Below are 12,811 nucleotides of genomic sequence, written 5' to 3'. Positions count from 1 at the left end.
ATCGGGTCTCGGATGTATAAAAAATCTACACCAAGAAGTGCAGATCCGAACCCCCGGATCTGAGACTTCCGGGCACTGACAATCGATGAGCCCGATCCGTCATCGGGCGACAGGGAAGGAGAACACCCATGGCAATGACCCTCGATCCCATCAGCCAGCTCGACCGCTTCGCGGCCTCCGTCCTGGACTCCGTGCGCGCACCCCGGCCCATGCCGGTGGACCTCTTCCGCGACGGCGACCGGTACATGATGGTCGCCGACCTCCCCGGCATCGACCCCGGATCCATCGACGTCGACGTCGACGGTGGTCAGCTCACCATCCGTGCCCAGCGCACGGCCGACAGCCGCGAGGGTGTCCGCTGGCTCGCACGCGAGCGCGGTGGCGGCCACTTCCTGCGGCAGTTCACCCTCGGCGAGGGCGTCGACCTCGACGGCATCACCGCGTCCTACGACAGCGGTGTGCTCTCCGTGATCATCCCGGTGAGCGAGCGCGCGAAGCCGCGGAAGATCACCGTCGACTCCACGACCGACCACCCGCAGTCGATCAACGCCTGACCGGAGCTCGACGCCTGACCGGAGCACGAACGCCCCGCCCACGATCCGTGGGTGGGGCGTTCGCCCGTGTGCGACCGGCGGTCGGCATACTGGTGCCATGTCCCGCGTCCAACGCATCCTCGGAGCGTCAGCCCTGCTCGTGATCGCCGCGCTCAGCCTGGTGGTCGTCGCGACGCAGACCACGATGACCTGGTACCAGGCGCCGGGCGCCGACGGCCTGGCGACGAAACAGACCGCCGTGTTCGAACCGGCGGTGGTCGGCACCGTCATCGCCGCCGTGGCGGTGCTGGCACTCCTGGCCCACCTGATCCTCGTGATCCGTCGTGCCGTGCCTCGTGTGCAGTGGGTCGTCGCCATCGCGCTCACCGTCGTCGCGGTGATCGCCGCGGTCCTCGTGTCCATCGCGGACCGGCCGGTGTTCTAGCGCACGTCGACCTCAGCTGAGCAGTTCGGCCAGGAGGGCCCGCGTGGTCTCTTCGCTCGCCCCGGGGGACTGCAGACGCACCCAGTCGTCGCCACGTCGAGCCTGCGTCGAGTGCTCGCTCCCGGCCGAGTCCACGGCGCTGACCGGACTGTCCTCGCGGAGCACCCAGGCGCCTCCGGGGAGCACCGTGAACCGGACCAGCTCGTGGGAGTCCGCGGACAGCAGTCGGCAGTCGAGTCCGCCGACCCGCTGGAGCGAGTCCTGCGCGAGGTGGTAGCTCGGTGTCGCGGTGCTCACGTAGCTCGCGCCGGTGGCGGCTGCGCCGAGGTGTGCCGCCGCGGTGTCCACCGGCAGCGCCGTGGCGCAGGAGCGCGAGGTGGGTGCCGACGACGACGGGGATTCGGCGGGAGCCGGGACCGGGGCTGCCGCGAGCACCGCCCGGGCGAGCTCCTCCGTGCGGGTTCCGGCCGGGTCGTCGAGCCCTGCCGAATCGACCTCGATGAACCGCTCGCCGTCGAGCGCGTGGACGGAGCAGGCGCCGTCCGAGCACATCGTCCCGTTGATCTCGCCGACGCTGTCGCTCCAGTCGGTGTGCTCGTACCAGTGGTTGAAGGTGGCCCAGTGGTCGACGCCGTCTCCGACGATTCGGACGGTCAGTGAGGTGCCGGCCGCTTCGTCGACCCAGGCGCAAATGCTGCCGCCCTCCTGCAAGACCGGGGCGTCGTCGATGGCGAGCGGTCGCGGCGCGGCTGCGGCGCCCAGGAAGGATGCGACCTCCGCGTCGGGGACCAGCGCGTCGCAGGCGAGCCCCGGGAAGGCGGACGTCGGCGGGGGTGGGAGCGCGGCCGACGACGTCGGGGTGGATCCGGACGGGGTCTCGGTGGGCACCCCCGACCGTGGCGCGCTACACGCTGTGAGGACGCCCAGTAGCGCGGCGATCGTGAGGACGCGTGCGCCACGTGCGATCGCGGGTGCCGTTCGACTCAGCCCACTGCTCATCGTCGCCGGAACAGCCCTCGCTTGCGGCGGTGGAACGGCGGGACACCACTCAGGAGATGCTTCGCACCCGGCGCCACGTACATGACGTCGATCGGCACGCTGGCCGAGTACGTCGCGAGGGCCCGTGCGAGGGGACCGCTGATCGTCTCACGGGCGGTCGGGGCGCCGACGATGACGAGGAGGTAGCACTCGTCGAACGTCCCGCCCTCCTGCGGGGTGACCTTCCAGCCCAGCACAGCTTCGTCGACCTCGCTGTGCTCGGCGAGGACCGCGGTCAGCGTCTCGGTCATCCCCGGTGGGATGCGAGCCGGCTGTCCCACCATGACCTCGGTCTCGCGCTCGACGACGCGCGGTGTGAGGACCGCCTCGCCGTCGAGCAGCTGGGCGATCTCGCCGGGGAGGAACTCCTTGCCGTGCGTGGAATGCGGGTTCAGGACCAGCCTCGCGCCTCGGGTCATCTGCCACAGGACGCGGCAGGGGAGGGCGAGGAGGTGCTGTTCGAACGACGGGACGACCTGGAGTGTCTCCTGGAAGCGCGCCTTCGAGGTGTAGAACGGCTGCACCGAGCTGCCGTCCGAGTCGAGGAGATCCGCCAGGGTCGCCATGCCGTCGTCGGTCACGGTCCCCGCCACGATCACGGTGCTCTCGAGGAGCGCCGTCAGGAACGCGGGGGCGTTCGAGCGGTCGTTCGCGGCTGCGGCGAGGAGGGCTTCGATCTCGGGAGCGTCTGGTGCGTCGTCGGCGGCAGGCATGCCAGCAGCGTATCCCGGCCGCGTGGGAGGGTGCGTCTCCGCGCAGCTGCCTCCACAGTTCGCCGGGCCGATCCTCGAGCGGAGGCGACCCGAACGATCCGGTTAGGCGAGGCGAAACGCTGGCAATCGGGCGTCTCGGCTTGCCGCCGCCACGCCGCGCTGGCAACGTTGACGGGTCCTCGCGGCACGGCGCCCGAACGCGTCTCCGCGTCCAGGACGCATCACAGGAAGACCCCGCGACATGACGTTCTGGCCGCTGCTCCTCATCGCGCTCGGCGTCTCCGCCGACGCCTTCGCCGTCGCCCTCACCAAGGGCCTGCACATGCGGCGGTTCAACGTGCGTCACGCCCTCGTGATCGCCGGCACCTTCGGGCTGTTCCAAGCGGTCATGCCGCTCATCGGCTGGGTCCTCGGCACGCAGTTCGCGCGGTACATCACCGAGGTCGACCACTGGGTCGCCTTCGGCCTGCTCGCCCTCGTCGGCGGCAAGATGCTCTGGGAGGCGTTCTCAAGCCACGAGGACACCGAGGTCGACTCCGACCGCATCGACGTCCGCCGGCTCCTCGTCCTCGCGCTCGCCACGAGTATCGACGCGCTCGCCATCGGCATCACGCTCGCGTTCCTGCCCGGGTCGATCCTCGAAGCCGTCGTCCTCATCGGACTGACGACGTTCGTGCTCGCCTTCCTGGGCGTCTTCATCGGCCGTCGCGTCGGTCAGCGCTTCGGCAAGCCGGCGGAGATCGCCGGTGGCGTCATCCTGATCCTCATCGGCACCAAGATCCTCATCGACCACCTCACCGCGTAGTCGGAGGTCACCGCTTCCGGGTGAAGATCGCGCCGGTCGACACGTCCTCACCGAGCGCCTCGAGGCTCCGCCCACGCGTCTCGGGCACCTGGGTGGCGACGAACAGGAGCGCGAGCGCGCCGACACCCGCAAAGAGGAAGAAGGTCCCGGTGATGCCGAGGCCGTCGACGAGCGACGGGAAGTACAGCGCCAGGAACCCGTTGGCGACCCAGAGCATGAAGATCGAGACGCCCATGCCGAGGCCGCGCATCCGGAGCGGGAAGACCTCGGCGAGGTAGACCCAGACCGCCACGTTGAGGAACGTCTGCATGGAGCCGACGAACACGACCACGAGGAACAGGATGACCCATGGACGCATCGGGTCGCCCGGCTCGAGCACCATCGACGAGAAGCCGATGAGCAGATGGCACGCGGTCGTGAGTGAGAAGCCGATGACGAACGTCTTCCGTCGATCGAGACGGTCCATGTAGGTGAGGGCGATGAAGCCGCCGACGACGGCGATGATGCCGGGCGCGATGTTGGCGATGAGCGCGGCGCTCTCGTCGAAACCCGACTCCACGAGCACGGTCTGCCCGTAGTACATGATCGAGTTGATCCCGGTGAGCTGCTGGGCGATCCCGACGCCGACACCGACGAGCAGGATGCGCACGAGCCACGGGTTGCGGAGGACGGCCCCGAGCCCGATCCGGTGTTCGTCGCGCTGCGCGGTGATGGACGCCTCCACCTCCGCGAGTTCGGCGACGGCGCGGTCGTCGGATCGGACGGTCCGCAGGACGTCCAGCGCGTCCTCGCGGCGACCGTGGTCGACGAGCCAGCGCGGCGACTCGGGCATCCGCAGCATGCCGACGAACAGGGCGACCGCGGGCAGGGCGCAGACGGCGAACATGATGCGCCACACGCTCGGGTGCTCGCTGAACACGGTGCCGATGACGGCGTTGATCACGAACGCCGACAACTGTCCGAGGACGATCGCGACCTCGTTCCGGCCGGTGATCGACCCTCGGATCTCGTACGGAGCGAGCTCCGCCAGGTAGACCGGGACGACGGCGGAGGCACCGCCGACGGCCAGTCCGAGGAGCACGCGACCGGCGACGAGCAACTCGACGTTCGGCGAGCAGACGACCACGAGCGTTCCGACGAAGAAGAGCACCGCCAGCACGATGATGCTCCGCCGCCGACCCCACGCGTCCGACACCCGGCCGCCGAGCAGCGCTCCGACGGCGGCCGCGAAGACGAGCGAGCTCGTGACGACGCCCTCCGTGAACGGGGTGAGCCCGAGCTCGGCGGTCATCGGACGCAGCGCCCCGTTGATCACGCCGGTGTCGTAGCCGAAGAGCAACCCGCCGAAACAGGCGACGATCGAGATCAGGCCGAGGTGGCGGCGGTGCGGCCCGGGCGTGAGGGCAGGCAGCGCGCTGGCCGTCTGTCGGGCTGTGGGGGATCCGGCCATCGCACTTCCTCGTCTGCTGGGCCCGCGAGCCGGACGGCGTCGTGGACAGGACGACAGTACCGGTTCAGTCGTCGGCACCCGGCCGCAGCAGGCCGCTCTCGTACGCGAGGATGACGAGCTGGGCGCGGTCATGAGCGGCGACCTTGGTCATGATGCGGTTCACGTGGGTCTTCGAGGTGTGCGGTGAGATGACGAGGTCGTCGGCGATCTGCTGGTTCGACCGTCCGCGGGCCACGAGGAGCAGCACCTCGAGTTCCCGCTCGGTGAGCAGCGCCAGCTCGGTGGGGACCGCGCGTGGGCTCGTCGGTTCCCCCGCAGCGACGACGTACTTCGTGATGAGACTCCGGGTCGCCGCGGGGGACAGGAGTGCTTCGCCGGCGTGCACCGCGCGCACGGCGCGGACGATCTCCTCGGGCTCCGAGCCCTTACCGATGAAGCCGCTCGCGCCTGCTCGCAGGGTGGCGACGAGGTTCTCGTCCTCCTCGAACGTGGTGAGGATGAGGACTCGGGTGTCCACGAGGTCGGGGTCGGCGCAGATCGCCGAGGTCGCACCGATGCCGTCCAGCACGGGCATGCGGATGTCCATGAGCACGACGTCCGGTCGCAACCGGCGGGCGAGCGACACCGCCTGCGCGCCGTCGACGGCTTCGCCCACGACCTCGAGGTCGGCCTCGGACGAGAGGATGTCGGCGACGGCCTGGCGGATGAGCGACTGGTCGTCGACGACGAGCACGGTGGTCATGTGGGGGACTCCTCGGGGTGCGTCGGGTGTGCGTGAGTCGGCTCGCCGGTCGGGAGGCTCGCGGACAGCCGCCAGCCGCCCGGAGTCGCGCCGACGTCGACGGACCCGCGGACGGCGGCGACGCGCTCACGGATGCCGAGGAGTCCGTGTCCGGTGGTCGGCGCTGCGTCGGCCTGCTCACGCGTGGTGCCGGGGGCTGTCGGGTTGCTCACACTGACGACGATCCTCCCGTTCTCGCTCTCCACGAGCACGTGCGCACGACGCTCAGGACCGTGCTTCAGTGCGTTCGTCAGCCCCTCCTGGATGACGCGGTACGCGACCATGTCGGTGGCGGTCGACAGCTTCGGTGCGTCGGGGTCGATCCGTGTCGTGATGTCGAGGCCTGCGGCGGCGAACTCGGCGATCAATGCGTCGAGTCGGTCGAGTCCCGGCTGCGGCAGCGTTCCCCGGGAGCCCACGACGGCCTCGTCGCTGTCGCTGCGCAGCACCTCGAGCAGATCACCGATCTCGCCGAGCACCGTCCGCGACGCCCGGCGGATCGAGACGAGCGCCTCCTTCGCCTTCTCCGGCCGCGACTCCAGGGAGCTCGACGCCACCCCGGCGTTCAGGCTGATCACCGAGATCTGATGGGCGACGGTGTCGTGGAGGTCCCGCGCGATCCGGAGCCGCTCCTCGGTCACCCGACGCCTCGCCTCGGCCTCGCGGGTCTGTTCGGCCCGCTCCGCACGTTCGGTGATCGCGAGGATGTACGCGCGGCGGGACCGCGTCCCGTCTCCGGCCGCGGCGGCGAACGCGATCAGCACCGCGAACTGCACCGTCCGCGGATCGAAGCTCCCGATCGATGCGAGCAGGCTGAGGAGGGCGACGGCGACCATCGTCGCGACGGCGGTGATGAGGGTCGTCCGCCGCGCGGAGCGCACCGCCACCCCGAACATCGCGATGGCGGCCGCGATCACGACACCGGGAGCGAGGGTCCCCGTGATCGCCGCCGCACCGTAACAGGCGACGACGGCCGCGAGCACCGGGATGGGCCAGCGTCGACGGAGCGGGAGCAGGAGCGCCGGCGCGACGACCAGGGCGACGACGAGCGGGCTGCCCGGACGGAACTCCGCGTTGGGGAAAGGGATGAACGCCGAGGCGATGATGAGGACCGCGGCCACCACATCGCCCACCCACGCCGGGGGTCTCGGATGCGGATCGCGCACCCGGTGATCCTGCGTCACGGAGGTCATGGGCCCAGTCTGCCGGGAACCGGCGCCCGGCGACTCCTCCGCACGTGGCATTCCGCGGTACCACGGACGCGGTACACGGGTGTCCGCCGGTGGGGGACGCGTCGGACGGGCGTCGCCGCGAGTCTGGAGTGGTGCCGGAGCACCCGGCCCCAGACGAGGAGACACCATGCAGAACACCACAGCGCCGCCGATCATCTCGGTCCGGGACGTCCGGCGTTCCTACGGTCGCGGTCAGAACCGGTTCGACGCGCTGAAGGGGGTGAGCTTCGACATCCACGCCGGCGAGAGCGTGGCGATCGTCGGGAAGAGCGGCTCCGGCAAGTCCACGCTCATGCACGTGCTCGCGCTCCTCGACGCACCGAGTTCCGGCACCGTCGAGCTCGAAGGGGTCGACACGAGCACCCTCCGCGGTCGCCGCCTCAACACGACCAGGAACAAGACCTTCGGGTTCGTGTTCCAGCAGTTCTTCCTCACCGCCAACGCGACGGTGCTCGAGAACGTCCTGCTCCCCATGAAGATCGCCGGCGTCCGCCGCGGTGACCGACGTCGCCGGGCGCTCGCCGCACTCGCGCAGCTCCAGCTCGAGGACAAGGCGCGCAACCGCGCGGTGAACCTCTCGGGCGGGCAGAAGCAGCGGACGGTGATCGCCCGCGCGCTCGTCAACAACCCGCGGATCATCTTCGCCGACGAGCCGACCGGCAACCTGGACACGGCGACCGGCGCCGTCGTGGAGGACATCCTGTTCTCCCTCAACCGGGAGAGCGGCATCACCCTCATCGTCGTCACGCACGACGAGGAGCTGGCGGCACGATGTGATCGGCGGATCCTCATCCGAGACGGACTGCTCGTCGAGGACGAGGCGGTGGCCGCATGAGAACCGTCGACCTCATCGGGACCGCCGTCGCGAACACGTTCCGGTCCAAGACCCGGACCGTCCTGACCATCCTGGCGATCTTCGTCGGAGCGTTCACCCTCACCCTCACGAACGGGCTCGGCACCGGCATCAACGCCTACATCGACGACACGGTGTCGAGCGTCGGCGCGTCCGACACGATGACCGTCACCAAGACGGCCGACACCGGCGGGCTGGGTGGGGCCACGAGCGGGCCGAAGGAGTACGACCCGGACGCGGTCGCCTCCGCCGGTGCCGGTGCGCCGGGATCGACCGTCGTCGCCCTCACGCCGACCGATCTCGACGAGCTCGGCGGGATCGACGGCGTCCTCGACGTGCAGGCCGTGAAGTCGATCTCGACCGACTACATCGAGTCGGGCGGCGGCACGAAGTACGTCGTCGGTGTCGGCGGCCTCATCTCCGGGCAGAGCGTCACACTGCTGGACGGTGCACAGCCCGACGACGACACCGACACGCTCCAGCTCGTGCTCCCCACCTCCTATGTGGAACCGCTCGGCTTCGGAAGCGACGCCGACGCGGTCGGGCAGACGGTCACGGTCGCCATCACGGATGCGCAGCGCACGCAGCACACCGTGGACGCGACGGTCGTCGGAGTCGCCGAGGAGAGTCTCGCCTCGCCCACGGGCGCCTCGATCGTGCCGAACGCCGCGCTCACCGACCTCCTCTACGAGACGCAGAACATCGGCGTCCCGTCCGACCAGGTCGAGCGGTACGCGCAGGCGTCCATCCGGTTCAGCGCGGACGCCACCGACGAGCAGATCACGGCGTTGAAGGGCCGACTGGCCGACGCGGGCTACACCGGCACGACCGTCGCGGACCAGCTCGGCACCATCAAGACGGTGATCGACGGGATCGTCCTCGTCCTCAACGCCTTCGCGATCATCGCCCTCCTCGCGGCCAGTTTCGGGATCGTGAACACCCTGCTCATGTCCGTGCAGGAGCGCACCCGCGAGATCGGGCTGATGAAGGCCATGGGGATGGGTAGCGGGAAGGTCTTCGGGTTGTTCAGCCTCGAGGCCGCGTTCATCGGTTTCCTCGGCAGTGCGATCGGCGTCGGTATCGCGGTGCTGGCCGGCACCGGCATCAGTGCCGCGCTGTCCGGATCGCTCCTCGCCGACCTGCCGGGCCTCGACCTCATCGCGTTCGACCCGGTGTCGCTCGGGATCATCGTCCTGGTCGTCATGGTGATCGCGTTCCTCGCCGGGACCCTGCCCGCCGCCCGTGCCGCCAAGGCCGATCCGGTGGAGTCGCTCCGCTACGAGTGAGATGCGGCGGAAGGTCCGTGGTGACGGCTGTGGGGCGTGGCGGAAGCGGCGCCCCACAGCCGCGCCGGCGCCAGGTTGAGGAGCAGCACCGGCGCAGACGCTCAGGTCACGTCTGCAGCGTCCACGTTACGACCAGTGACCGCCCTGTCGTCGGAGGTTGAGGCTCGGCGCCTGCTCTCTTACGCTTCGCGCTCGCGCTTCTCCGCTTCGCGCCATGGGGTGGTGACGTGCTCGGCTCTGAGTCCGATGCCGATGAACCTCGCCGCGAGCGGCCGGACGACCGGGCCGGCGAGTCGCATGAGGCGGATCACCCACCGCGGTGCGATGCGGTCGCCCGTGGTCGTGCGGGAGATCACCCGGTGCCCTGCCCGCTGGATGCGCTGCATGATCCTGACCGGCTGCTCGCGTCGACGTTGGACGGCAGCGAGGACCTCGGACGGTGCGTCCCCAGCGGCGAGGTGGCCGGCGATCGCATTGGACAGGGCGACCGCATCCTGGATCGCGTAGTTGACCCCGACACCGAACATCGGTGACATCGCGTGCGCTGCGTCGCCGATGGCGATGAAGCCCGGGCGGTACCAGCGGTCGAGGCGGTTGAGCTGGACCGAGAGGAGCTTGACCTGGTCCCAGCCGGTCAGGGTGTCGACCACCGGACGCAGGACGGGTGCTGCATCGACGATCCGGCCGCGGAGTGCCGACAGACCCTCGGCTCTGAGCTGCCCCGCGCCGCCCTTCCGGATGACCATGCCGGACTGGTACCGGTCGCCCCGGTCGATCGTGAGCACCATGCCGCGCGGCGAGAGATAGGCGAGGGTCGGCGGCGGTGGGTCGGCGGGCTTCGGCAGGCTGAACCACAGGACGTCGATCGGGACGCCGCTCTCGTCGGGGATGAGTCCGGCCGCGTCGCGGAGTGCAGAGGTGCGTCCGTCAGCCGCGACCGTGAGGGTGGCTCGGATCTCGACGTCGGTGGAGGTGCCGGCCGCCGGGTCGGTGTCGGTCGCCGGGTCGTCGGCGGTCCTCGTGGTCGCGTGCAGGCCGCGGACCCGGCCCTGCTCCACGATGAGGCCGGTCGCCTCGGTGCGGAGACGGAGCTCGAAGTTCGGCAGTGCGGCGGCCTCCTCGGCGAGGAAGTTCAGGAAGTCCCACTGCGGCGCGAGGACGAGGAAGCGGTCGGGCGCCGGCAGGGTGCGGAAGTCGACCATCGTCATCCGCAGGCCGTCGATCACGGCGTCCATCGTCTGCAACCGGTTGAGGGGTAGCCGCAGGAACCGCTCGCGCAGGCCGAGCTCGCCGAGCAACGTGACGGTCGACGGATGGATCGTGTCGCCGCGGAAGTCGCGGAAGAAGTCGGCGTGTTTCTCGAGCACGGTCACGCGGAGACCGGCCCGGGCGAGGAGGTAGCCGAGCACCATGCCGGCCGGGCCGCCACCCGCGATGACGCAGTCGCGGTCGGGGGTGTGGTCGCCGTGATCGCTGTCGGTGCGGGTCGTCGGTTTCATCGCGCTGCTCCCGTCGGTCTCTTCCGGACACTACTCCGGAACCAATATCGTCGACATCATGCGTCTGTTGCAGCGGGTGGGAGTGCCGCTTCTCGTGTCCGGAACGATCGTGCTCGCGCTGTCGGCGTGCTCTGGTGGGAGTGGGCCCGGTGGCGGCTCCGCCGGCAGTGCATCGCCAGCTGCGACGGTGCCGGCGGAGACGTCGAGCGGGGGCTCGGGAGACGGATCGCCCCTGCAGGTCGACTGCGCGGCGGTGGAGGCGGCCGTCGCGCCCTACATCGAGGGACTCGTGGCGCGGGAGGACAACGGGGCGGACGAGTACGGGACCCTCTGCGGCTGGGAGGCGCCGGAGGGGACGATCGACGCGGCGGACATCCGATCGGTGGAGGTCGTCGTCTCGCCCGAGCCGAGCGAGGCGCTGTCGGTCGATGAGCTCGCCGCCGCCGGGCTCACGCCGATCCCGGATGCGACCATCGAGGCTGCCGGCGGGATCGCGTACAGCGCGACGGTCGAGACCGGAGTCGCCGCGGTGATCGTCACCACGGTGGTGCTGCCGGACACCGAGGTGTCCGTCACCGGCGGGCAGTGGGCGGGTCATCCGTCGCTCGACGGGCCTGCCGCGGTCGCGGTCGTGAAGGCGCTCATGGGCCGGTGAGCGGCGCCCGGGCGCCACGGAGCCCCCGCGGTGTCCCAGAGCAACCCTTTCCGCGAAGTCCCGAGCAACCCTTCCCGCGGTGTCCCAGAGCAACCCTTGCCCGGTCCCTGAGCTTGTCGAAGGGCGCACGAGGACACTTCCACAACCGAAACGACTCGGCATCTGGAATGTCAGTGGTCCATGGTGGACTTGTCCCATGACCGAGACCACCCTCACCGCGACCCGCGTCGGCGACGACTACGCCGCGCAACTCGCGGAGTTCTCGGACCACTACGCGGACATCCAGCGCCGGCGTGCTGCTCTGGACGCCGAGGAGGCCCGGCTCCTCGCCCGCTCTGCCGCCTACGCGGACGCCTTCGCCGACGCCACGGTTCCGGCGATCTTCCCGCCGGCGGAACGGCAGGCGCTCTCCCGCCGGTCGACCTGTGCGGCGCTCGCGATGGCGACCCGCACGCCGGAGCAGACCGTGCAGCGGGCGACCAATGACGCCGAGCGCCTGGTGAACGAAGCACCCGCCGTGCTCGCCTCCCTTGAAGCGGGTCGCATCTCGGCGCGGCATGCGCAGACGATCATCGACCAACTCAATGACGTCCCGACCGCGGGGCGAGCTGTGTTCCTCGCGGAGGTCCTGCCGGTCGCGGAGGAGTCCACCAACGCGTACCTCCGCAGGCGCGCCCGCGTGCTGCGCGAGCGCCTCCACCCCGAGTCCATCACCGCCCGAGCGGTCCGCTCCGAGGCAGACCGCCGGGTTGAGTTCGAGCCCGCAGCCGACGGCATGGCGTGGGTGCACTTGTTCACCACGGCGCCGATCGCGCAGGGCATCATCGAGCGAGTCGAGGCGGCCGCCGCCGAATCGCGCAATGTCGGCGACACCCGCACGTGCGCCCAGCTGCAGGCGGACGCCTTGGCGGCGCTCGCGCTCACCGGCGTGACCCCGGAAGACGTTATGACGAGCCCGGCGCTCCCGCACCCCATCGAGGTGCAGGAGCACATCACACCGACCGTGCAGATCACGGTCCCGGCGCTCAGTATGGCCGGCGTGAGCGATGCCCCGGCCACGCTCGACGGGTATGGTCCCGTCGACCCGGAGACCGCGGCACGCATCGCGGTGAACGCACCCAGCTTCACCCGGATCCTCGTCCAGCCGGAAACCGGCGCGGTCCTCTCTGTCGGACGGAATCAGTACCGGGTTCCGGCCGATCTCCAACGGGCAGTGCGCCTCCGGGACGGCACTTGTCGGGCACCGGGCTGCGGGCGACGCGCCAGAGCATGTGATCTCGATCATTCGGTCGCGTGGGAGGACGGCGGGACGACAGATGTCGGGAACCTCGCCTGCCTGTGTCGACATCACCACCGGATGAAGCACCTGCCGGGGTGGAATCTCGACCACGGACCCGGCGGGGTCCTCGAGTGGACGACACCTGACGGCAAGCAGTACCGGACGGCACCAGACCCTGCACCGTTCTGACCCCCGTCGGTCCCTGAGCCTGTCGAAGGGCAGCCGGGTTGCGCACGCTCCGT

13 protein-coding genes are annotated in these 12,811 nt (G+C 70.2%); 7 read left to right on the top strand and 6 right to left on the bottom strand.

Annotated elements, in window-relative coordinates; all coding sequences use genetic code 11:
* The first annotated feature begins 128 nt into the window (after nucleotides 1-128).
* Together BIU99_RS11530 and BIU99_RS11525 are read left to right on the top strand one after the other, a co-directional pair.
* Nucleotides 129-554 carry an Hsp20/alpha crystallin family protein gene (locus BIU99_RS11530; RefSeq protein WP_071261327.1) on the top strand — a complete coding sequence of 142 codons (426 nt, stop codon included), beginning with the start codon at nucleotides 129-131 and terminating at the stop codon, nucleotides 552-554.
* Between the two features lie 97 nt (nucleotides 555-651).
* Nucleotides 652-978: a hypothetical protein gene (locus BIU99_RS11525; protein ID WP_071261326.1), complete on the top strand. Its 327-nt coding sequence runs from the start codon at nucleotides 652-654 to the stop codon at nucleotides 976-978.
* 12 nt (nucleotides 979-990) lie between these two features.
* On the opposite strand, the gene BIU99_RS11520 is transcribed toward BIU99_RS11525, so the two are convergent.
* Together BIU99_RS11520 and BIU99_RS11515 are read right to left on the bottom strand one after the other, a co-directional pair.
* Complete coding sequence (locus BIU99_RS11520) at nucleotides 991-1,866, bottom strand: hypothetical protein (RefSeq protein ID WP_071261324.1); 876 nt, start codon at nucleotides 1,864-1,866, stop codon at nucleotides 991-993.
* A 107-nt stretch (nucleotides 1,867-1,973) separates the two neighbouring features.
* Entirely contained in the window at nucleotides 1,974-2,729 is a 756-nt protein-coding gene (locus BIU99_RS11515; protein WP_071261322.1) for an enhanced serine sensitivity protein SseB C-terminal domain-containing protein, read from the bottom strand.
* Nucleotides 2,730-2,970: 241 nt separating this feature from the next.
* On the opposite strand from BIU99_RS11515, the gene BIU99_RS11510 reads away from it, so the two are divergent.
* The gene (locus BIU99_RS11510) at nucleotides 2,971-3,534 is read left to right on the top strand and encodes a manganese efflux pump MntP family protein (protein ID WP_071261320.1); all 564 of its coding nucleotides are present in this window, start codon (nucleotides 2,971-2,973) and stop codon (nucleotides 3,532-3,534) included.
* A 7-nt stretch (nucleotides 3,535-3,541) separates the two neighbouring features.
* Here BIU99_RS11510 and BIU99_RS11505 read toward each other — a convergent pair whose 3' ends face one another.
* From BIU99_RS11505 to BIU99_RS11495, 3 genes are all read right to left on the bottom strand, one after another.
* Nucleotides 3,542-4,984 (bottom strand): sugar porter family MFS transporter, encoded by a 1,443-nt coding sequence (locus BIU99_RS11505; RefSeq protein ID WP_071261318.1) that lies wholly within the window; start codon nucleotides 4,982-4,984, stop codon nucleotides 3,542-3,544.
* A 64-nt stretch (nucleotides 4,985-5,048) separates the two neighbouring features.
* Nucleotides 5,049-5,726 (bottom strand): response regulator transcription factor, encoded by a 678-nt coding sequence (locus tag BIU99_RS11500; RefSeq protein WP_071261317.1) that lies wholly within the window; start codon nucleotides 5,724-5,726, stop codon nucleotides 5,049-5,051.
* Nucleotides 5,723-6,958: a sensor histidine kinase gene (locus tag BIU99_RS11495; RefSeq protein WP_064295895.1), complete on the bottom strand. Its 1,236-nt coding sequence runs from the start codon at nucleotides 6,956-6,958 to the stop codon at nucleotides 5,723-5,725. Before BIU99_RS11495 ends, BIU99_RS11500 begins: the two co-directional genes overlap by 4 nt.
* A gap of 166 nt (nucleotides 6,959-7,124) precedes the next feature.
* On the opposite strand from BIU99_RS11495, the gene BIU99_RS11490 reads away from it, so the two are divergent.
* On the top strand, nucleotides 7,125-7,832 hold the full coding sequence (locus tag BIU99_RS11490) for an ABC transporter ATP-binding protein (RefSeq protein WP_056779793.1): 708 nt from the start codon (nucleotides 7,125-7,127) through the stop codon (nucleotides 7,830-7,832).
* Nucleotides 7,829-9,136 carry an ABC transporter permease gene (locus BIU99_RS11485; RefSeq protein WP_071261316.1) on the top strand — a complete coding sequence of 436 codons (1,308 nt, stop codon included), beginning with the start codon at nucleotides 7,829-7,831 and terminating at the stop codon, nucleotides 9,134-9,136. Before BIU99_RS11490 ends, BIU99_RS11485 begins: the two co-directional genes overlap by 4 nt.
* A gap of 179 nt (nucleotides 9,137-9,315) precedes the next feature.
* On the opposite strand, the gene BIU99_RS11480 is transcribed toward BIU99_RS11485, so the two are convergent.
* Complete coding sequence (locus BIU99_RS11480; protein ID WP_071261315.1) at nucleotides 9,316-10,635, bottom strand: FAD-dependent oxidoreductase; 1,320 nt, start codon at nucleotides 10,633-10,635, stop codon at nucleotides 9,316-9,318.
* 58 nt (nucleotides 10,636-10,693) lie between these two features.
* On the opposite strand from BIU99_RS11480, the gene BIU99_RS11475 reads away from it, so the two are divergent.
* Both BIU99_RS11475 and BIU99_RS11470 read left to right on the top strand, forming a co-directional pair.
* Nucleotides 10,694-11,290: a hypothetical protein gene (locus tag BIU99_RS11475; protein ID WP_139205419.1), complete on the top strand. Its 597-nt coding sequence runs from the start codon at nucleotides 10,694-10,696 to the stop codon at nucleotides 11,288-11,290.
* Between the two features lie 196 nt (nucleotides 11,291-11,486).
* Nucleotides 11,487-12,758, top strand: coding sequence for an HNH endonuclease signature motif containing protein (locus BIU99_RS11470; protein ID WP_071261314.1), 1,272 nt, complete (start codon nucleotides 11,487-11,489; stop codon nucleotides 12,756-12,758).
* Nucleotides 12,759-12,811 lie beyond the last annotated feature (53 nt).

Source organism: Plantibacter sp. MMLR14_011, from assembly GCF_001865025.1.
In the GTDB taxonomy this organism is placed as follows: domain Bacteria; phylum Actinomycetota; class Actinomycetes; order Actinomycetales; family Microbacteriaceae; genus Plantibacter; species Plantibacter flavus_A.
The sequence above is the reverse complement of the archived record's forward strand: the minus strand, read 5'-3'. Positions and strand labels throughout refer to the sequence as shown.

Excerpts from the sequence above, each read along its gene's own strand:
- BIU99_RS11530 (WP_071261327.1), top strand. The coding sequence starts at position 129 with ATGGCAATGACCCTCGATCCCATCAGCCAGCTCGACCGCTTCGCGGCC.
- BIU99_RS11525 (WP_071261326.1), top strand. The coding sequence starts at position 652 with ATGTCCCGCGTCCAACGCATCCTCGGAGCGTCAGCCCTGCTCGTGATC.
- BIU99_RS11515 (WP_071261322.1), bottom strand. The coding sequence starts at position 2,729 with ATGCCTGCCGCCGACGACGCACCAGACGCTCCCGAGATCGAAGCCCTC.
- BIU99_RS11510 (WP_071261320.1), top strand. The coding sequence starts at position 2,971 with ATGACGTTCTGGCCGCTGCTCCTCATCGCGCTCGGCGTCTCCGCCGAC.
- BIU99_RS11505 (WP_071261318.1), bottom strand. The coding sequence starts at position 4,984 with ATGGCCGGATCCCCCACAGCCCGACAGACGGCCAGCGCGCTGCCTGCC.
- BIU99_RS11500 (WP_071261317.1), bottom strand. The coding sequence starts at position 5,726 with ATGACCACCGTGCTCGTCGTCGACGACCAGTCGCTCATCCGCCAGGCC.
- BIU99_RS11495 (WP_064295895.1), bottom strand. The coding sequence starts at position 6,958 with ATGACCTCCGTGACGCAGGATCACCGGGTGCGCGATCCGCATCCGAGA.
- BIU99_RS11490 (WP_056779793.1), top strand. The coding sequence starts at position 7,125 with ATGCAGAACACCACAGCGCCGCCGATCATCTCGGTCCGGGACGTCCGG.
- BIU99_RS11485 (WP_071261316.1), top strand. The coding sequence starts at position 7,829 with ATGAGAACCGTCGACCTCATCGGGACCGCCGTCGCGAACACGTTCCGG.
- BIU99_RS11480 (WP_071261315.1), bottom strand. The coding sequence starts at position 10,635 with ATGAAACCGACGACCCGCACCGACAGCGATCACGGCGACCACACCCCC.
- BIU99_RS11475 (WP_139205419.1), top strand. The coding sequence starts at position 10,694 with ATGCGTCTGTTGCAGCGGGTGGGAGTGCCGCTTCTCGTGTCCGGAACG.
- BIU99_RS11470 (WP_071261314.1), top strand. The coding sequence starts at position 11,487 with ATGACCGAGACCACCCTCACCGCGACCCGCGTCGGCGACGACTACGCC.